Source organism: Spiroplasma poulsonii, from assembly GCF_009866525.1.
Lineage (GTDB): Bacteria > Bacillota_I > Bacilli_A > Mycoplasmatales > Mycoplasmataceae > Spiroplasma > Spiroplasma poulsonii.
Window position 1 is genome coordinate 605,187 of the sequence record NZ_CM020866.1, and the last position, 18,907, is coordinate 624,093.

Here is an 18,907-nt window from a genome sequence, read left to right on the forward strand (position 1 = left end):
AATGCAATATTACTTTTTATTCTAGTAATGTTTTTGAAAATACGATAAAATTAATAAGAAAGGGATTTACAGAAGGGACGGACTGTTAGTGCACAAAAGTGTTTTTTCAAAAACTGAGATTAAGTTGCGTTATGATAATTTATGAAAAATAATTTTTGTTTTTTCATTACCAACTGTTTTTGTGATGGCAATTTCAGCTTCCTATCCGATTTTGGACAAACTAATTGCTTTAACATTTGTAACTCCCAATGTTTATCATTATCAACCATACTTAGATTGATATCGAGAAAATATTAATAACAATAATGGTGTTTTAAGTTATCAAGTAGCAAAAATCTTTGTTAATTTAGCAACTCATTTTTCAGGTCAAATTTACAACCTTCTTTTAGCATTTGCTGTTTTAATTGCAATTGGGACTTCAATTACTTTTACGATTAAATATGGACAAAATAATAAACAACAAACACAATCCTTAGCTGGGAATGCCCTAACAATTACAATTTTATTTTCAATTGTTGCGGCTTTTTTTGTTTTTTGTTTAGTTTTTCCTAAATGAGATAATATTATGATTTTTATTCAGTTAAGTAAAAAAGGGTCATGAATTACAAAAGATTTAACTTGGCGTTATGTTTTTCCAATGTTGTTGGCGAGTCCGTTAATGTTTATTAGTTACTTATTATTAACGTTATTACGTACTGATGGAAAAGGGCGGATTGTAGTTTATATTATGGTTGGATCAATTTTAGTTAATGTTTGTTTTTCAATCATATTAGTTAAGTATGCTAATTTGTTATTAGAAGGAACAATGTTTGGTACTATTATCTCATGAGTTTTTATTATTGTTGTTTCATTAATTTGCATTTATCGTAACAAAGATTCATACTTACGATTTCATTGAAAAGATTTATTTTATTTTCGTAAATCAACTGTAAAAGAAATTTTTCGATTAGGATTTTCATCATTTCTTAATAATTTAGGAATTGTTTTAGTTTCCATTTTATCATCAACAATTATGTCATATTTGCCAGGTCAATTTGATGAAAAACAAAGAAGTGGTTTATCAGCGTTTCAATTATTTAATAGTGCAATGACACCTTGAGTTGTCTTTTTTACCGCAATTGCGTTAGGGTTTGCACAAGGAATTAAATCGATTATTGGATATAATTATGGGGCAAAAAAATATTTACGGATGTATCAAACTTGCTGATATGGCTTAATTATTATTGGAAGTTGATTATTTTTTGTCCTCTTATTATTTATTGGTCTTGGTCCACAATTATTAATGACTTTTGCTTTTCCATCATCATTAGTTGATCAATATCGGTGAACATCAGTCTTAATGCTAATGAGTTACCCGTGTGCGGCGATTTCTTTTATGGGTGTTACGCTATTTCAGGGGATGAATAATGCCCGAAAGGCAGCGTTGTGTTCTTCATTTCGAACACTTATTGTATTACCAGTCTTGATGTTAGCGGGAGCCTTTATTGTTCGTGGTTTATCAGATGGAACACCAAAAAATAACATTTATTATTTCATTATGATAGGTTTTAATGACTTAATTTCGGGAATTATTGTGGGTATTATTCTATATTCATTCTGATATAAACACCGTCATAGTATTTTTAATGAAGTAAGTAAAATGGATCAAGAGTATTTACGTATTAAAACCCGCCATAATAAAAATAAAATACAATAATTATATACTTTTCTTTTATTTTTGACAATAATTTTATTTATTTTTTTACAATTTTATAGTATAATATACTTATCAAACAAAATGGCATATTAAAGTGGGGGGTATCACATGAATAATAGTGGAGTAAAAACTACCGAAGGAATAGACAATAGTTCGATTTCTTTTAATCCTAACAATACTACAGGTAGTGGTAGTTTATTTAATCAAAATCCTCCGTTAACACCATTGTCAAAGCCAATTAAGGTTCCGTTAGACAAGGATGGTTTTAAAGCAGGACCCAATCCGGCTTTTAATCCATCATATATTTCACAAGCATTAGGAATTAATGGAACAACATTACAAGCACAATACAACAAATCAATTTATCAACCAATTATATATCAACCATATCTAATACCAGTTGTAAATAACGCGCCTAATATGGGAATGAATCAGTATGGGATGATGCCACAATTTCCAGGAATGATGATGGGATATCCACAATTTCCAGGAATGATGATGGGATATCCACAATTTCCAGGAATGATGATGGGATATCCACAATTTCCAGGAATGATGATGGCATATCAGCCGTTGGCAGGACCAGATTTAACACAACAATATCAACCGATGCCACAACAAACACCTCAAGAAGCTAACCATTCAGGACAAGAAAAACAAGCACATGATGATGGTAGTCATTTTGCAATTATGAATCCAGATTTAATGAAACATCAACATAAAGATGATGGTGATTTTGGTGACTTTAATGATGATTTTGATGATGATATTGCTCCATTTTCAAATCCTAATTCAGGTGGTAATGATTTTGATTCAGATTTTAATACGGGAAGTAATTTTGGACAACTAAATCCAAATTTTGGTCCAGCAAATAACTTTAATGATCAAGGGCCAAGTTTTGGACCAACACCAGACTTTAATGCTGCTCCTAGTTTTAACACTCCAAGTGATTTTAATTCAACTTCAGAATTTAATCCAAATGGTGCAGGCTTGGGACAAATGGAACCAGTTAAAATGCCATTTGCACAAGGTAATAATTTTAATCAAAGAGTGAATAATGCAAACCTTGAGGGCTATGACGAAGATTCAGAAAAACAAAGATTACCAATATGAGCAATCGTATTAATTGTTATCTTGGCGGTCTTAATTGTTGCAGTAGTAGTGATTGTTATGTTGTACTTTAACTTACAAGCAGTTCATGATTTAATTAATGGTTGATTTGGTCTTGATGTTCCGTTTGACCCCTGATTTTTAAAAAAATAAAAACAAGGAATCATTCCTTGTTTTTATTTTTTTTATTATTAATAAAAAAGTCTAGATAAGGGTTAAATCTAGACTTCTTATACAGTATTTAAATTTGAAAGGTTATATTTGAAAAAATTATTTTGTTATATATTTTAGGTCGTTAATTTATTTTGCTTGTATTATTTTATCATACTTGTGGTGGTAAAGTACTCTTTTTAAATTTAAAAAATCAAACGACAAAACCTAAGCATACTAATAGAACATTTTGATTTGGTTTTGAAAACCGATTAATTTTGCGAATAATTTGTTTATTATATTGGCAATTATTTTCTTCGTTGATTAAAGTAACTTCTGTTTCATTAATAACATTTTCTTGATGAATTGAATTAGTTAAAATATAAGCATAATCAAATTCTGTTTCATTTTCATATTTACTACGAAGAGGATTAAAAGTTCCAGGAATAAATAAACTTAATGAAAACCTAATTTTTTTAATGATATGTTTTAAAAATTTATTCATTGCTATTCACTTCTTATGATTATTCATATGATAACATAAAAAAATAATATTGTTAATATTTTTTTTATTTTTTCTGATGATTTTATTTTGAAATAAGGTAAGATTTAAGTATGGAAAAATAGAAAACAAGGTGAAAATTAATGGAACAATATCTTAAGATGGCACGGTTTATTTTAAATCACGGTCAAGACAAAGATGATCGAACAAATACTGGTACAATTTCTTATTTTGGTTATCAAATGCGTTTTAATTTACAAAAAGGTTTTCCGTTATTAACAACAAAAAAGGTTCATTTTAAATCAGTTGTCTATGAATTATTATGGTTTATTAAAGGTGATACGAATATTAAGTATTTAGTTGATAACAATGTTCGAATTTGAAATGAGTGACCATATGAAAAATATAAAGCATCATCACAATATCAGAATGAGTCATTACCTGAATTTGTGGAAAAGATTAAAACCGATGCTGCTTTTGCAACTGCTTTTGGTGATTTAGGACCGGTATATGGAAAACAATGACGAAACTTTAATGGTGTTGATCAGTTAGTGACTTTGCTAGATAATTTAAAAACAAATCCATATTCACGTCGCCATATTATTAGTGCTTGAAATCCAGCCGAGGTTGAGGAAATGGCGTTACCGCCATGTCATACTTTAATGCAATTTTATGTTTCAAAAGATAATAAATTAAGTTGTCAATTATATCAACGTAGTGCTGATGTGTTTTTAGGTGTTCCTTTTAATATTGCAAGTTATTCATTGTTAACGCATTTAATTGCACAAGTTTCAGGATTAGAAGTTGGTGATTTTGTTTATACGTTGGGAGATTGCCATATTTACAAAAATCATCTTTCGCAAATTAATGTGCAGTTAACAAGAACACCACACAAATTACCGACATTGAAATTAAACCCAACAATTAATTCTTTATTTGATTTTGGTTATGAAGATATTACCCTTGAAAATTATAATCCAGATTCATTAATTAAAGGAGTTGTTGCTGTTTAATGATTAAGTTATTATGAGCAATGGATGAAAATAATTTAATTGGAAAAAATAATCATTTACCATGACATTTAAAAGAAGAGTTACAACATTTTAAAAGAACAACAGTTGGGCAAACAATATTGCTTGGTCGTTTAACTTACGAAGGAATTGGTGGACCATTACCAAATCGAAAAACATTAGTTTTAACAACTAATCAAAATTATGTTATTAATCATCCTGATGTTAAAGTAGTAACAAATTTGAATGATATTATCAATATTTATCAGTACAATCCAACAGATGATATTTACATTTGTGGTGGGAAAAAAATTTATGAAGCAACCTTACCGTATGCTGATGAATTAATTATTAGTTATATTAAAGTCAAATATGAAGGAGACACTTATTTTTCAACATTTGATTTAGCACAATTTATTTTAATTAAAACCGTTGAATCAGAGCAATTTGTAATAAAATATTATAAGAGAAAGGAACAAAGTTAGTATGTTAAATATTTGAAAAATTATCCTTACATGGCCACGGTTTTTACGAACAATTACGAAGGCAAAAAGTATTAGTAAAAAAATTAAGCGTGATCCCAATATTATTTTTGAAGAATATCGTTACCATTGATTGCAAAAACGGACACGTTATATGTTGTGGGTGTATGATGTTAAAATAATTGTTCATGATCGTGACAATTGAGTTGATAAAGGTTGCTTAATGGTGGCTAATCATCAATCAAATGTTGATCCAGCTTTATTATTTGTTTTAAATGATTTTAACAAAACAGCACCGTGTGCTTTTATTGCTAAAAAAGAATTAGCAAATGATAAAACATTTAAAAACTTTTTAACATTAATTGATGTTTTATTTTTAGACCGTGATAATCCTCGTCAAGCTTTAGAGTTAATGAAAGAAGCTAATGATTTAATTCGAGTGCCAAGAACAATGGTTGTTTTTCCGGAAGGAACTCGTAGTTGTAATCAAGAAATGGGGGAATTTCATGCCGGTAGTTTTAAAATTGCTCAGAAAGCACATGCGCCAATTATTCCAGTTTCAATAATTAATTCTTATCCAATCTTTAATAAGGAATATAAAAAAAAGGGAAAAAAATATGTTCATATTGTTTTCCATAAACCAATTAAACCAGATACCTTTATGACAAAACCAACAGAGTTAATAGCGAATAATGTTAAACAAATTATTCAAAAGGGAATCGAACAATACCGTGATGTCGATCACAAAAAAGCTTATTTAGAATATAGTTCAATAATTAAATAAAGCTTCATTAAAGAAAAAAAACACATAACGTAAAAGGAACTAGTAACTATGAATATTTTAGCTTTAATTGATAAAAAGAAATATGGTCAAGAATTAACTCGTGAAGAAATTAATTTTATTGTGGAAGGTTACACAACGGGGTTAATTCCCGATTATCAAATGTCAGCCTTTTTAATGGCAATTTATTTTCAATCAATGTCTATTTCTGAAATTTCATTTTTAACCGAAGCGATGATTAATTCAGGTGAAATTTATGATTTATCATCAATTCCCGGATTTAAAGTTGATAAACATTCTTCTGGCGGAATTGGGGATAAGGTTAGTTTAATTTATGCACCATTAGTTGCTGCTTTTGGTTTGAAAGTTGCAAAAATGTCTGGCCGTGGTTTAGGGCAAACGGGTGGTACAATTGATAAATTAGAGAGCATTCCTGGATTTAAAGTTGAAATTCCCTTTTCTGAATTTGTTAAAATTATTAATCAAACAAATTTATCAATTATGTCACAATCGAATAATATTGTTCCAGCTGATAAGAAAATCTATGCGTTACGAGATGTAACAGCAACTGTTGATTCTTTACCATTAGTTGCTGCCAGTATTATGTGTAAAAAAATTGCAACAGGAAGTGATGGCATTGTTTTAGATGTTAAGTGCGGAAGTGGTGCTTTTATGAAAACAATTTCAGAAGCACGAAAATTAGCTCAAATTATGGTTGAATTAGGAATTAAATTTAATAAGAAAATTGCGGCGGAAATTACTAATATGTCCCAACCATTAGGACGTGCAATTGGTAATGCAATTGAAATTTATGAAGTTTTGCAAACATTAAAAGGAACAGGACCAGATGATTTAAACTATATTGTGGCTGAATCAGCAGCGTTAAGTTTATTCCAAGCTGGTTTATTTCCCGATTTAGCATCAGCTGTTGTTACTTGTCAAGAAAAATTGCAAACGGAAGAACCTTTAAGCTATTTCCGTGCTTTTATCAAGGCTCAAGGTGGCGATTTAAGTTTTATTGATAATAATTTACCGCTAAAAGATATTTTAAAGGTAAAAAATATTATTGAAATTAAAGCAGAGCAAGCTGGATATATGGAAATTACTGATACAAATGAATTAGGCTTATTAGCTGTTCGCTTGGGAGCAGGCCGAACAACAAAAGATGAAGTGATTGATTATCATGCTGGAATTTATCTTAATAAAAAAACAGGTGAAAAAGTTGCTGTTGGTGATGTGGTAATGACTTTATATACTAATCGTTATGTTACTGAACCAGTTTATGAATGAGTAAAACAAACTTTTAAAATTACTAGTACAAAACCACGTGAACAAGAATTAATTTATGAAATAATTCAGTAAAAAAGTGATTCATTTAAAATCACTTTTTTACTTATAACATCTTTAATTTTTTTAAAATATCGTTATTATTAATTAAGAGTATAAAAAACAGGAGAAAGAAAATGCTAAATTTGTCGCGTTATGAAGTAAAACTTGATAATTTTTCAGGACCATTAGATTTACTTTTACACTTAGTAAAGGAAAAGGAAATGGATCTTTTTGATATTAAACTAACAGAAATTACTGATCAGTTTTTAGCTTATATTCGGGAAATGGAACAATTAAACATTGAAATTGCATCAGAATATTTAACTATGGCAAGTTATTTAGTTGAAACAAAAACAAAGTTAGTCTTGCCAAAAGAAGAAGTTGAGATTGACGATAACTATGAAAAAGATTCACGTGATGAATTAATTAATCGTTTGTTAGAATACAAAAAAATTAAGGAAGTTAGTCAATATTTTAAAGACCAACATCAAGAAGGAATTCAATATTTATCAAAACCACGAACAATTATTAAGGGTGATGTCGTTAGAGAAGAAGAATTACCATTGTCATCAAAAATTAATATTGATAAATTAACAAATAGTTTTTTAAAGATGTTAGAACGAATTAATGCAACAAAACCATTAGAATCAAATGTTGTTATTACTGAAATTTCACCAGAGGAAATGGCAGATCGAATTATGTTTTTCTTATTAAATGAAGACAAAGAGTGATTATTAGAAGATTTATTAAGTAATTTTGATCTATCATTACAAGTTTTTGTTGCTTGTTTTATTGCTTTATTAGATTTAGCTCGTCATCAGAAAATTGAGATTGAACAATATCAACATTTAGAAGCAATTTATATTCGAAAATATATGAAAAAAGAAGGGAATTAAACTAAATGAAGTTAGATGAAAAAATAGCCTTATTGGAGGGTTTACTATTTATTAGTGGTGATGAAGGAATTAGTTTAAAAGAAATTGCCCATATTCTTGAAATTTCAGAAGTAGAGAGTAATGAATTGTTACTAAATTTAAAAACAGAATATCAAACAAATAAGATGCGGGGATTAAGAATTACAACATTTGCTGATAAATATCGGTTAACAACCAAAAAAGAATACTATAGTTTCTATTTAAAATTAGCAAACAATAAAATTGAAGCACGGTTATCACAAGCAGCATTAGAAACATTAGCAATTATTGCTTATCGGGGTCCAATTAGTAAGCCAGAAATTGAAGAATTACGGGGAGTTAATTCTGACAATGTAATTCAAAAATTACGAGCACGGGAGTTAATTGAAGAAGCTGGGAAAAGTGAACTGCCTGGAAAACCAATGACTTATCAAATTACAAATGAGTTTTTAAAAGTTTTTAATTTAACTTCATTAGCAGATCTCCCACAAATTAAAGAAGCAACTGTTGATAATAATCAGGAATTATTTAAATAATGGAGCGATTACAAAAAGTTATTGCTGCACGGGGTTATTGTTCTCGGCGTAAAGCAGAAGAGTTAATTGTTCAGGGACGAGCAAAGGTTAACAATATTGTTGTGACAACGTTAGGAACAAAAGTTGGTAAGGATGATCAAATTTATATTGATAGTAAACTTCTTATTGATAAAAATAATGAAAAAGTTTATTTAATGTTAAATAAACCACGAAATTGTGTTTCAACAATGCATGATCCCCAACACCGTAAAACGGTTTTAAATTATGTTAAAGGTGTTCCACAACGAATTTATCCAGTTGGTCGCTTAGACTATGATACGAGTGGTTTATTACTATTGACTAATGATGGTGAATTTACTAATATTATTACACACCCAAGTCATATTATTAATAAAACCTATTATGTTTTAGTTTCTGGTTGTCTTGCAAAACACCAGTTGCACCAATTAGCAACAGTGGTAGAAATTGAACCAGGTATTGTTACAAGTTCTGCACAGGCAAAATTAGTAAAATACCAAGAAGATAAAGATGTTTCTATTTTGTTATTAACAATTCATGAAGGAAGAAAACATCAAGTTAAAAAAATGATTCAAACAGTTGGCCATGAAGTTCTTAAATTAAAACGAATTGCAATTGGTTTTTTAGAATTAGATGAAGCTTTAAAACCAGGCGAGTGGTGCTTTTTAAAGCCGAAGGAAATTAAACGTTTTTTTGGGATAGCATCACAATTAAAAACAAAATAAAGGAGAGAAAACACAATGCGAATTACATTAGCTGGAGTTGTTGGAGTTGGGAAATCAACTGTTAGTAAAATGCTAGGAGAAAAACATCAATATATGGTGATGGATGAACCAGTTGAAGAAAATCCATATTTAGATCAATATTATGCCGACCCTAAGGATATGGCTTTTAAAATGCAAGTGTATATGATAATGGCGCGAAGTAAGCAATTAAAACAAGCAAAAATAACATCAAATATTATTTTTGATCGAAGCATCCTTGAAGATCCAATTTTTGTTGATGTTTTATATGAATTGGGATACATGAATAATACGGATTATAAAGTTTATAAAGAATTTTATGATGTTGTTGTTTTACAAAGTCTATACTTAGATGAAAATATTAAACCAGAATTAGTGGTTTATCTACGAGTTGATCCTGAAATAGCAATGGAACGAATTATTAAAAGGGGGCGAGCTAGTGAACAAAACGTTGGCAATGCTTATTGAATTTTGTTGAACCGTAAATATGAAGAATGATATGAACGGGTAAAAGATAAGTTTAATTTTTTAGTAATTGATGCAAACGATAAAACACCAGAAGAAATTGTAGCAATAATTTCAGAGAAGTTAACTGACTAATCCAATAATAAAAAAATACTATTGTTAACAATAGTATTTTTTTATTAGGATTGTCCTAATCATTTTTCTTTTCAAATTTGCATTACAGCATCTTTTCCTTTTGTTTCTAAAAGGTCTTTATATTCAATATAACGTTCTTGACATTCTTTAATTTCTTTTAAAGCTTGGTCTAAACCACTTCATCCGTTAATTTTAACTTCTTTTTTTTGCAATGCTTTATATTGTAAGAAGAAGTTTTCAATTTCATCACGAAGATGTTGTGGAACATCTTCTAATTTTTGAATATGATTAAAACGAGGATCATCAGCAGCAACTGCCATTAATTTAGTATCAATTTCACCATTATCAATCATATTAATTGTTCCTAAAACGCGAACATTAATTTGACACCCGGGCATTGTTGGATATGAAATTAGTGAAATAACATCTAGGGGATCACCATCTCAATCTAAAGTATTTTCAATAAAACCATATTCACCAGGATAAAAATTAGCACCATATAAAACACGATCTAAGATAATACGACCAATTTTAAGGTCGTATTCATATTTATTACTACTTCCTTTTGGAATTTCAACTATAATTGGTAAAACATTATTTTTACTCATTGTTTTCTTCCTTTCATTAATTTCCTAATTATTAATATAACATAGAAAAAATAATAATGTTATTATTTTCTTTTTTACTTGCTTTTTTTTATAATAAAAATAGACTTCTTGCGATACCCTTTTTTATTAAAATATTATTATAAAATATAATTTATGAGGACATAAAAATATGAACAATAATAAATTTAATACTCTTAATGATAGAGAATGGTTAAGATTAACAGGAATAAAAAAATCCACTTTTAATAAAATGTTAGATATTTTAAAAGTTGCTGAAATAGAAAAATTTAAAAAAGGTGGTAAAACTAATAAATTATCATTAGAAAATAGATTATTGATGACTTTATTATATTGACGAGAATATCAGACTTATTTTCATCTTGGTAAAAGTTTTGATATTAGTGAGGCTAATTGTTATCGTAATATTAAGTGAATTGAAGATATTTTAATTAAAAACTCTGATTTTCAACAACTTGCTGGTAAAAAAGCACTAATAAATGATTATTTTAATGATAAAACTATTATTATTGATGCTACCGAAACTCCAATCCAACGCCCAAAAAAAGACAAAAACAATCTTATTCTGGTAAAAAGAAAAAACACACGATCAAAACACAAGTAATTATCGAACAAGAAACCAAAAAAATTATTGCAACAAGTTTTTCGCTCGGAAAAAAACATGATTATGCTTTATTTAAAGAATCAAAAATCCCAATTTTAAAAAATACCAAATTAATAGTTGATAGTTGTTATCAAGGAATACAAAAAAATCACAATAATGTTCTAATACCTACAAAGAAAACAAAGAAAAACCCTTTAAACAAAGAACAAAAGCAATATAATATACTAGTTTCAAAAATGAGAATTATTATTGAAAATATTTTTGCTATTCTTAAAAAATTTAAAATTATTACAGAAAAATATCGTAATCGAAGAAAAAGATTTGGTTTAAGATTTAATTTAATTGCCTCAATTTATAATTTACAATTATTATATTTAACATAAAATATTTATTTAAAATTAAATAATTTAAATAATAAATTAATTTTTCGTTGTGGAAAAATATTAAATTTTTAAATAAAAAACATAATTAATTAAAATTATATTTTTCTATTAGTATCTTTTTTACAAATATTTGCAATTTTTTAACAAGTAATGCAAGAAGTCTAATATATATTATAATAAATATGAAATATATATTATTTTTCGGAGGAAAAAATAAATAAAAAAATTATTAACTATTTTAGGAAGTTTAACATTAACTACTATTGGAACGGTTAATATTGTTAGTTGTACGGTAAAACCAAATGACAATAGTAATGATGCAAACGGTAGTATGCAAAACAATATGGCAATTTTAACTAAAATTGCCAGCACAGTAAGTAAAGGTATTAATGATTATGAGAATAATGGTAACTTGAAGGATTCAAATGCTTATCCCCAATTAAATTATTTTTATGGTTTAGTTTCTGAAACTAAACCAAGTGTTGAAATCCCTGCTTCATCATCTGAACATAGTATGGGGTTAAATATGATTAAGCATGGCTTAAAATCAGTTTTTGATAATATTAATCGCCAAATTAAAGATGATTATTCTAATTACTATGTTAATACAATGCCGCTGACTTTTGAAGAAGATAAAGATAAGTTTATGTTAAACTATATTAATTTAAATAAAATTGCTTAAATAACGGGGACAGATATTAGTAACTTAAAAGCAGTACAATTACAATATAGTTTTATGTTAAATTTAAATTTTAAAAAACTAGATCAAAAAATGCCGTTCACAATTTCGTTTTTAATTTCAAATGATATTCAAAAAATTAGTAAACTTGTTAATGGTACCATTGAAGAAGTTACAAAAGTTTTAGTTAATTATTTTAAAAATTATGTGAATGTTGTTGTTGATAAAACTAATGAATTTAAATCAATTTATGATAATTTTCAAGTAAATTATGTTGGGGATGTTAAATCGTTAGATGATATTTTTGTGACTAAATTACGTCAGAACATTAGAGATGATAAAACAATTTCCTTACAATTAAAAGAAGGAATTGCTTTTGATGATACTGGTTATAAACGATTAATGAAAGTAGTATCCTCAACAATTACAGCTGAAAATTCTGGACAAATTCCAAAAAATCTTGATTTAGGAAATTATCAGCCAGCATTATGAGCGGGAGAAGGGGTTAATCCACCGGGATTAACAACTGAAAATTTTGTTAAAGCTTACAAAGAAAGTTTACCAGTTTTCAATGTCGATAAAGAAAATATGATGTTAGCAAAATTAAATGTCAATTTAAATTATATTAGTGTTTATGGTTTACCATTATCAGGAGCATTAATGATTAATAATCAAATTTATGAAAGTAATATTTTAATTAGTAGTCAAGGATTAACAACAAAATTAACTAATTTTGGAAAAATTATTGTTGCTTTTCATAATTATTATAATATTGATATTCGGAAACGAAAAGGTGAAAGCACTTGGAACAATGTAATTAGCAATTCTAGTTTTTTTCATGTCAAAGATGCCTTATCGGATTTAAAAGATAACATTAGTAGTAAAAATAAAATCTTGAAAAAATTATTAGCTAATTTTAAGAAAAGTGAAATAGCACAGGGATTAGTTGACCTTAACTTATTTAATATTTATAATTTAATTGATGATACTTCAACAAGGGTTGGAACTAGTGGTTATACGAAAGGCAAAATTATTTTTGATGTTTCTAATGGTTCATTCTGTTTAGCATTTTCTTTTGGAATAACAAGAATGGATTCAATTTTCTATGGGGCATATGGCGCTAATAATGGGCAAGCATCTAATCATCTTTGAAATGCAGGGCTTTTAATTGACCAATAATTATGAAAAATTGTTTTAATAATTACTTGAATTATTAAATAAATAACTATTTTTATTAAAATATTATAAATAATTTTAAAAAGAAAATGATTTTCTTTTTTTTCATTATATCATATCATCATCTTAGCTTAAGCTAAGAAAAGAAAGGTGAAATGAAAAAACTACTAAGTTTATTAACTATACTAAAGATTAGTACTAGTTCAATGACAACATTAGTTGGAATGACACCAAATGAAACTACGAATGATTCTATTAATTATAATCATTTACAACAAAATAATATTTTACAAAATAATACTAATACTACTACTAATAATCCAAATACTAAAGGAATATATCTTAAACAAATTAAATTATGAGGATTAGGTCAAAAAGGCTTAGCTGGGGATACAGAATATAAAGGAGAAATTGGAATTGATATTTTAAACAAAAAAATTATCTTTTTGGGAAATGATGTTCCTTTTCATGTCTATTATAATGGAAAACGATTAAGTCGAAACCACATAACTTATAAAGTAATTAATATTAAAGATGAAAAAAATAAAATGGTTAAACAGATTTATATTAATGGTATGGACAGTATGAAAACTATTATTAAACGAAATAAGTTAGAAGATGGAATACCTTATAAAGAAAACTATTCAATTAGTATGTGATTTGCTGAACCAAACCGCACCGGGATATGACAAAATCAATTAATAAGACAAAAATCAACTAGTCACAGTGTTAAATTAGTGAAAACTGAATTAGATAATTTTATTCCGGCACTTAAAGCAAATGACATAAAATCATCTGCAGCAAATCAAGAATTAGAAGCGTTAAATAAAAAATTAGCGGCTTTGGAACAAGAAAAAAATAAACTAGAACAAGAAAAAACAGAGCTTAAAAATAAGTTGGATTCAACTACGCAAGAAAAAACAGACTTAGCAAATAAATTTGCTGAAAAAACTGCAGAGAATGATAAGCTTAAAGCAGACTTAGAAAAAGCAAAAGATGGTAATGAAAAATTAATTAAGGAACAAGAAGATAAAATTAAAGCTTTAGAATCAAATGTTGATGATTTAGCAAATAAATTAGATCATAGTGAGAAGGAGAAAACTGATTTAGAAGGTAAAGTAGGTTTATTAGAACAAAAAATTACTGATCTTGAAAATAATAAAACTGCTTTAGAAAATGATAAAAAAGATCTTGAGAATAAACTAGGTGGAATTGCTGAAGAAAAAGCAGGATTACAAAAACAAATTGCTGCTGAAGCTGCAGAAAACGGTAAACTTAAAGCGGAATTAGAAAAAATTAAGCAAGACAATGATGAATTACTTAAACAAAAAGATGATAAAATTGCAAAATTAGACGCAGAAAATAAACGTTTAATTAAGAAAAGTTGTGAAGAATTTAATCATTTAGTTACTGCCATAAACGATTTAAAAGATGGTGTAGTTAAACTTGAAGAAGAAAATGATGGTCTTAAAACAGCAAATGATAAGTTGCTAAAAGATAAAAAAGAATTAGAGCAGAAAGTAAAAGAATTACAAGGTTAATTAAATTAGTTTGTCAAGAAATTAAAATTATTAGTTTAATTGATAGGTTTAAAATAACATAGAATAATTTATTAGTAAAATTAATGAAAGGAAAGAAGGAAATGAAAAAACTGGTAGTAATTTTAGGCATTATTAATTTTGCTAGTTGCACTATTTTAGGAGGAACTATTATAGCGTCAAATGACGCTTTAAATAAGGATTGAAATTTCTTAATAAACAAAACTAACGAAACTCCAAATGACATTATTCAAGAGGAGTTTGAATTAAAGACACCAATAACTAAAGTTGCTGGTTTTTACCATTCTTATTCGGATGAAAATACATTAATATGAACAAAAAAATACCTAAAGCAAAAAAATATACAACCTTTATATTAACTGGATTAGGTGAGCGTTCGGAAGGATGAGCGGAAGGAAGTAGTTTTAAAACACAAACAAGTAAGGCATGAGTAAATTTAATTGTCAATGATACTAATGGTGAACCATTACGTGGGATTCCATTAACAAATGGAACAGAATTAAATAATAAAAATATAGGTGGCACTTGATATACTAATGATAAAAAAACATATGCTACTGCATATGGTGAATTATTTTTAGATTTTAAATTTATTAATAATACAATTAATGCTAAACTTAGAGCGAAGGCTACTGCTTTTAATCCAACTTTTTTAGGATGAACTAAAACACAAACAAAATTTAAATTTAAAATTATGGTTATTTAATTTTATAAATACAAGCATAATAAAATTATTAAATTAAATGGTGTAAAATTAGTTTTACACCATTTTTATTTTAAAATTTGGTATATTTTTAAAAATAATTTATAATTATAAAAGGTGATAAAATGCAAACCAAAGCAAAAAGATTATTCTGTTTAGATACAAAAAAAGTGGCAGCAATGGCAATTATTATTGCCCTATATGTTCTGTTATCATGACTAAGTAAAATATTAAACTTAGCAGTTTTTCCTGTTGCGCCGTTTTTAAAAATAGAATTAACTGATTTTTTGATGTTATTAGCTGTACGGTTAGTTGGAATTATTTATGCCACTCTTTTAACAATTAGTGTTAGTTGATTACAAATGGCTTATTTAGGTGACGGGCCAATTGATGTTTTTGCTTTAATGTTAGCTGATTTAATTTTTTTAATTGTGTTTTGATTAGGCGATGTTTTTCTTCGAAAAGGAATTAATCGTTTAATTAAAAACAAAACTTCAAAAAATACAGAATATTTAATCACAACAAGCAACGTTATTTTAGCAATTATAGCTGTTTCATTTTTAATGACTTTGTTTAATTGATTGTTTATTTATGATATGTATGCGCGCTTTTTAAATTATACGCCAGAAGTAATTCAATGATTTAAAAGTATTTTAGTTCCGGTGATAATTCCATTTAATTTATTGAAATTTACAATTAATGGGGCAATTTTTATTGCAATTTATCGTGTTATTATTCATTTAGAAAAACAATTTGGTATTGTAAACATAAGTTCAAAGTAAAAAGAACCATTCTATGATTTTGATATTTTTGATGAAATTTATTTTTAAAAAGCAAACTTATTTTATTGAAAATAATCTTTAATGTATGTTATGATTTCTATGGTATGCCCACGTAGCTCAGTAGGATAGAGCATGCGCCTTCTAAGCGTAGGGTCGTGAGTTCGAATCTCTCCGTGGGCGCCATTTAATTTGCAATAAAAAATACCTTATTTAATAATTTAAATAAGGTTTTATTTTTTCTAAAATTGTTATAATGATATTACAAAATAATTAACAATATGAGGAGGAGTTATTAAATGTCAACATCATTAAATTATTACGATGAATTAATTAATGAAATTGAAGAATTAATTGATAATAGTAATTATAATGACGCACTAACAAAGCTTAAAACCGAGTTAACAATGCCCTATATTCCTCAAAATATCGAAAAGAAGTTAGAAACATTATTAAAAGAAGTTAATGCTAAAATGCTTGAACAACAACCAAATCCTAATTCCGTTTGAACCCTTGCAAAAATTAGTGAAATTTTAACAAATCCAACGGATGAAGAAACTCAATTATTAGCCTTTCATTATTTGAAGGATCAAAATTTGCGTAAAATTTTACCAGTAATTCGTAAATACCTTGTTAATAAAAAGGTTTCTAATTTTGCTAAAATTTATTTATTATATTTATTAAAAGAACAAGAAATCAACGAAGTTTTTCAGGTTCAAAAAACAAATGGGTTTTTTAAATTAAATCCGCAGGAAATGACCCCGTATCAAGAAGAAGAGCAAGTTAAGTTAGTGCTACAATTATTAGACCAATGAGTTTATAACGATAATCCTAGTTTATATCATACTTGTTTATATTTATTAGAAACATATTATTATGATTTATACCCGCAATTTATTGTTAACAATGAAATTGAAGCGTTAGCGGTTGCGATTATTTATCAGGGCCAAGTAATGTATAATGAAAAAATTACCATTAAAGTATTAGCAGAACAATTTGATGTTGCATTACCAATTGTCCAAAAATATTTATTATCCTTAAATAATAAGACTTTATAGGCTAAATATCGCAACAAAACAACTAAAAATAAAAGAAAAATAATAAAATGTAAGGTACTATACACATTTAAGAATTCAGCAGAATACCGCATAAAAGCGGTTTTTTTATGTTTAAAGGAGAAATACGGTATGGAAAAAATTAATAGTATTGTTAAACAAATAGAACAAGTAAAACAAATCTGTGGTGATGATTTCAAAAAATGACCTAACAAAATGGCACATGAAACATTAAAAATGGTCTATGAAGAATTAAAAGAGATCCAAAATGAAAACAAGAAACTATAGATTACAATTAAAAAAAGAAAAAAAGAAACATACTTTAAAAACGGGTTTTAGAAAACTTAAAAGAGGTTCAAAATGGCCAAAAAAATTGAACGTGTAATTTGTGAATGTGGCAAAGAGATTCCATATACAAAAGCTTTTAGTTATACATTCATTACATTATCTAGACAAACATTAAGAGTATGATTTCATTGTAAAAGTTGTGCTAATGAATGATTTGAAAAACAATTAATAGACTTCTTGCGATACCCTTTTTTATTAAAATATTATTATAAAATATAATTTATGAGGACATAAAAATATGAACAATAATAAATTTAATACTGTTAATGATAGAGAATGGTTAAGATTAACAGGAATAAAAAAATCCACTTTTAATAAAATGTTAGATATTTTAAAAGTTGCTGAAATAGAAAAATTTAAAAAAGGTGGTAAAACTAATAAATTATCATTAGAAAATAGATTATTGATGACTTTATTATATTGACGAGAATATCAGACTTATTTTCATCTTGGTAAAAGTTTTGATATTAGTGAGGCTAATTGTTATCGTAATATTAAGTGAATTGAAGATATTTTAATTAAAAACTCTGATTTTCAACAACTTGCTGGTAAAAAAGCACTAATAAATGATTATTTTAATGATAAAACTATTATTATTGATGCTACCGAAACTCCAATCCAACGCCCAAAAAAAGACAAAAACAATCTTATTCTGGTAAAAAGAAAAAACACACGATCAAAACACAAGTAATTATCGAACAAGAAACCAAAAAAATTATTGCAACAAGTTTTTCGCTCGGAAAAAAACATGATTATGCTTTATTTAAAGAATCAAAAATCCCAATTTTAAAAAATACCAAATTAATAGTTGATAGTGGTTATCAAGGAATACAAAAAAATCACAATAATGTTCTAATACCTACAAAGAAAACAAAGAAAAACCCTTTAAACAAAGAACAAAAGCAATATAATAGACTAGTTTCAAAAATGAGAATTATTATTGAAAATATTTTTACTATTCTTAAAAAATTTAAAATTATTACAGAAAAATATCGTAATCGAAGAAAAAAATTTGGTTTAAGATTTAATTTAATTGCCTCAATTTATAATTTACAATTATTATATTAGACTTCTTTCATTACTTGTTAAAAAATTGCAAATATTTGTAAAAAAGATACTAATAG

At 27.0% G+C, this 18,907-nt stretch carries 25 protein-coding genes, 1 tRNA gene and 1 pseudogene; 25 read left to right on the forward strand and 2 right to left on the reverse strand.

Annotated features, from left to right (window positions below; genetic code table 4):
- Positions 1–88: 88 nt before the first annotated feature.
- A complete protein-coding gene (locus MSROBK_RS03320; RefSeq protein ID WP_040093103.1) occupies positions 89–1,696 on the forward strand; it encodes an MATE family efflux transporter in 1,608 nt (535 codons plus the stop codon).
- 108 nt (positions 1,697–1,804) lie between these two features.
- The gene (locus tag MSROBK_RS03325) at positions 1,805–2,959 is read left to right on the forward strand and encodes a hypothetical protein (protein ID WP_040093105.1); all 1,155 of its coding nucleotides are present in this window, start codon (positions 1,805–1,807) and stop codon (positions 2,957–2,959) included.
- Positions 2,960–3,125: 166 nt separating this feature from the next.
- On the opposite strand, the gene MSROBK_RS03330 is transcribed toward MSROBK_RS03325, so the two are convergent.
- Positions 3,126–3,461 carry a hypothetical protein gene (locus tag MSROBK_RS03330; protein WP_040093106.1) on the reverse strand — a complete coding sequence of 112 codons (336 nt, stop codon included), beginning with the start codon at positions 3,459–3,461 and terminating at the stop codon, positions 3,126–3,128.
- Positions 3,462–3,601: 140 nt separating this feature from the next.
- Between MSROBK_RS03330 and thyA the strand changes: the two genes are divergently transcribed.
- The 8 genes from thyA to MSROBK_RS03370 all read left to right on the forward strand — a co-directional run bounded on the left by thyA (position 3,602) and on the right by MSROBK_RS03370 (position 9,871).
- Positions 3,602–4,471: a thymidylate synthase gene (gene thyA / locus MSROBK_RS03335; RefSeq protein WP_040093107.1), complete on the forward strand. Its 870-nt coding sequence runs from the start codon at positions 3,602–3,604 to the stop codon at positions 4,469–4,471.
- Positions 4,471–4,953, forward strand: coding sequence for a dihydrofolate reductase (locus MSROBK_RS03340; protein ID WP_040093109.1), 483 nt, complete (start codon positions 4,471–4,473; stop codon positions 4,951–4,953). The genes thyA and MSROBK_RS03340 overlap by 1 nt, the downstream gene beginning before the upstream one ends.
- Position 4,954: 1 nt before the next feature.
- Positions 4,955–5,734, forward strand: coding sequence for a lysophospholipid acyltransferase family protein (locus tag MSROBK_RS03345; RefSeq protein ID WP_040093110.1), 780 nt, complete (start codon positions 4,955–4,957; stop codon positions 5,732–5,734).
- A 48-nt stretch (positions 5,735–5,782) separates the two neighbouring features.
- Positions 5,783–7,093, forward strand: a complete 1,311-nt coding sequence (locus MSROBK_RS03350; protein WP_040093111.1) for a thymidine phosphorylase — start codon at positions 5,783–5,785, stop codon at positions 7,091–7,093.
- A gap of 101 nt (positions 7,094–7,194) precedes the next feature.
- Positions 7,195–7,956, forward strand: a complete 762-nt coding sequence (locus tag MSROBK_RS03355) for a segregation/condensation protein A (protein WP_040093113.1) — start codon at positions 7,195–7,197, stop codon at positions 7,954–7,956.
- Between the two features lie 5 nt (positions 7,957–7,961).
- The gene (gene scpB / locus MSROBK_RS03360; protein ID WP_040093114.1) at positions 7,962–8,510 is read left to right on the forward strand and encodes an SMC-Scp complex subunit ScpB; all 549 of its coding nucleotides are present in this window, start codon (positions 7,962–7,964) and stop codon (positions 8,508–8,510) included.
- Entirely contained in the window at positions 8,510–9,253 is a 744-nt protein-coding gene (locus MSROBK_RS03365; protein ID WP_040093115.1) for a pseudouridine synthase, read from the forward strand. Before scpB ends, MSROBK_RS03365 begins: the two co-directional genes overlap by 1 nt.
- Positions 9,254–9,268: 15 nt before the next feature.
- A complete protein-coding gene (locus tag MSROBK_RS03370; protein WP_040093117.1) occupies positions 9,269–9,871 on the forward strand; it encodes a deoxynucleoside kinase in 603 nt (200 codons plus the stop codon).
- Between the two features lie 44 nt (positions 9,872–9,915).
- On the opposite strand, the gene MSROBK_RS03375 is transcribed toward MSROBK_RS03370, so the two are convergent.
- The gene (locus tag MSROBK_RS03375; RefSeq protein WP_040093118.1) at positions 9,916–10,479 is read right to left on the reverse strand and encodes an inorganic diphosphatase; all 564 of its coding nucleotides are present in this window, start codon (positions 10,477–10,479) and stop codon (positions 9,916–9,918) included.
- A gap of 169 nt (positions 10,480–10,648) precedes the next feature.
- On the opposite strand from MSROBK_RS03375, the gene MSROBK_RS13085 reads away from it, so the two are divergent.
- The 15 genes and pseudogenes from MSROBK_RS13085 (at position 10,649) to MSROBK_RS13100 (ending at position 18,851) form a co-directional block, all read left to right on the forward strand.
- On the forward strand, positions 10,649–11,101 hold the full coding sequence (locus MSROBK_RS13085; protein ID WP_040092446.1) for an IS5 family transposase: 453 nt from the start codon (positions 10,649–10,651) through the stop codon (positions 11,099–11,101).
- Complete coding sequence (locus MSROBK_RS13090) at positions 11,086–11,484, forward strand: transposase (protein ID WP_416375034.1); 399 nt, start codon at positions 11,086–11,088, stop codon at positions 11,482–11,484. The genes MSROBK_RS13085 and MSROBK_RS13090 overlap by 16 nt, the downstream gene beginning before the upstream one ends.
- A gap of 226 nt (positions 11,485–11,710) precedes the next feature.
- Positions 11,711–11,767, forward strand: a pseudogene (locus MSROBK_RS12310) (hypothetical protein); the annotation flags it as partial.
- A gap of 48 nt (positions 11,768–11,815) precedes the next feature.
- On the forward strand, positions 11,816–12,166 hold the full coding sequence (locus tag MSROBK_RS03385; protein ID WP_052443457.1) for a hypothetical protein: 351 nt from the start codon (positions 11,816–11,818) through the stop codon (positions 12,164–12,166).
- Between the two features lie 90 nt (positions 12,167–12,256).
- Positions 12,257–13,342, forward strand: coding sequence for a hypothetical protein (locus MSROBK_RS03390; RefSeq protein WP_133165047.1), 1,086 nt, complete (start codon positions 12,257–12,259; stop codon positions 13,340–13,342).
- A gap of 152 nt (positions 13,343–13,494) precedes the next feature.
- Positions 13,495–14,880, forward strand: a complete 1,386-nt coding sequence (locus tag MSROBK_RS03395) for a coiled-coil domain-containing protein (RefSeq protein ID WP_105628901.1) — start codon at positions 13,495–13,497, stop codon at positions 14,878–14,880.
- A gap of 83 nt (positions 14,881–14,963) precedes the next feature.
- A complete protein-coding gene (locus MSROBK_RS03400; RefSeq protein WP_146182477.1) occupies positions 14,964–15,257 on the forward strand; it encodes a hypothetical protein in 294 nt (97 codons plus the stop codon).
- The gene (locus MSROBK_RS03405) at positions 15,209–15,604 is read left to right on the forward strand and encodes a hypothetical protein (RefSeq protein WP_052443460.1); all 396 of its coding nucleotides are present in this window, start codon (positions 15,209–15,211) and stop codon (positions 15,602–15,604) included. Before MSROBK_RS03400 ends, MSROBK_RS03405 begins: the two co-directional genes overlap by 49 nt.
- A gap of 122 nt (positions 15,605–15,726) precedes the next feature.
- Positions 15,727–16,383 carry an ECF transporter S component gene (locus MSROBK_RS03410; protein WP_052443461.1) on the forward strand — a complete coding sequence of 219 codons (657 nt, stop codon included), beginning with the start codon at positions 15,727–15,729 and terminating at the stop codon, positions 16,381–16,383.
- Positions 16,384–16,489: 106 nt separating this feature from the next.
- A tRNA-Arg gene (locus MSROBK_RS03415) sits at positions 16,490–16,566 on the forward strand.
- 113 nt (positions 16,567–16,679) lie between these two features.
- A complete protein-coding gene (locus MSROBK_RS03420; protein WP_040093121.1) occupies positions 16,680–17,438 on the forward strand; it encodes a DUF3196 family protein in 759 nt (252 codons plus the stop codon).
- A gap of 129 nt (positions 17,439–17,567) precedes the next feature.
- The gene (locus MSROBK_RS03425) at positions 17,568–17,723 is read left to right on the forward strand and encodes a hypothetical protein (RefSeq protein WP_157944224.1); all 156 of its coding nucleotides are present in this window, start codon (positions 17,568–17,570) and stop codon (positions 17,721–17,723) included.
- A 72-nt stretch (positions 17,724–17,795) separates the two neighbouring features.
- Positions 17,796–18,002, forward strand: coding sequence for a hypothetical protein (locus MSROBK_RS03430; protein ID WP_040093123.1), 207 nt, complete (start codon positions 17,796–17,798; stop codon positions 18,000–18,002).
- Positions 18,003–18,021: 19 nt separating this feature from the next.
- Positions 18,022–18,474 (forward strand): IS5 family transposase, encoded by a 453-nt coding sequence (locus MSROBK_RS13095; protein ID WP_040092682.1) that lies wholly within the window; start codon positions 18,022–18,024, stop codon positions 18,472–18,474.
- On the forward strand, positions 18,459–18,851 hold the full coding sequence (locus tag MSROBK_RS13100) for a transposase family protein (protein ID WP_416375035.1): 393 nt from the start codon (positions 18,459–18,461) through the stop codon (positions 18,849–18,851). The genes MSROBK_RS13095 and MSROBK_RS13100 overlap by 16 nt, the downstream gene beginning before the upstream one ends.
- Positions 18,852–18,907: the final 56 nt, after the last annotated feature.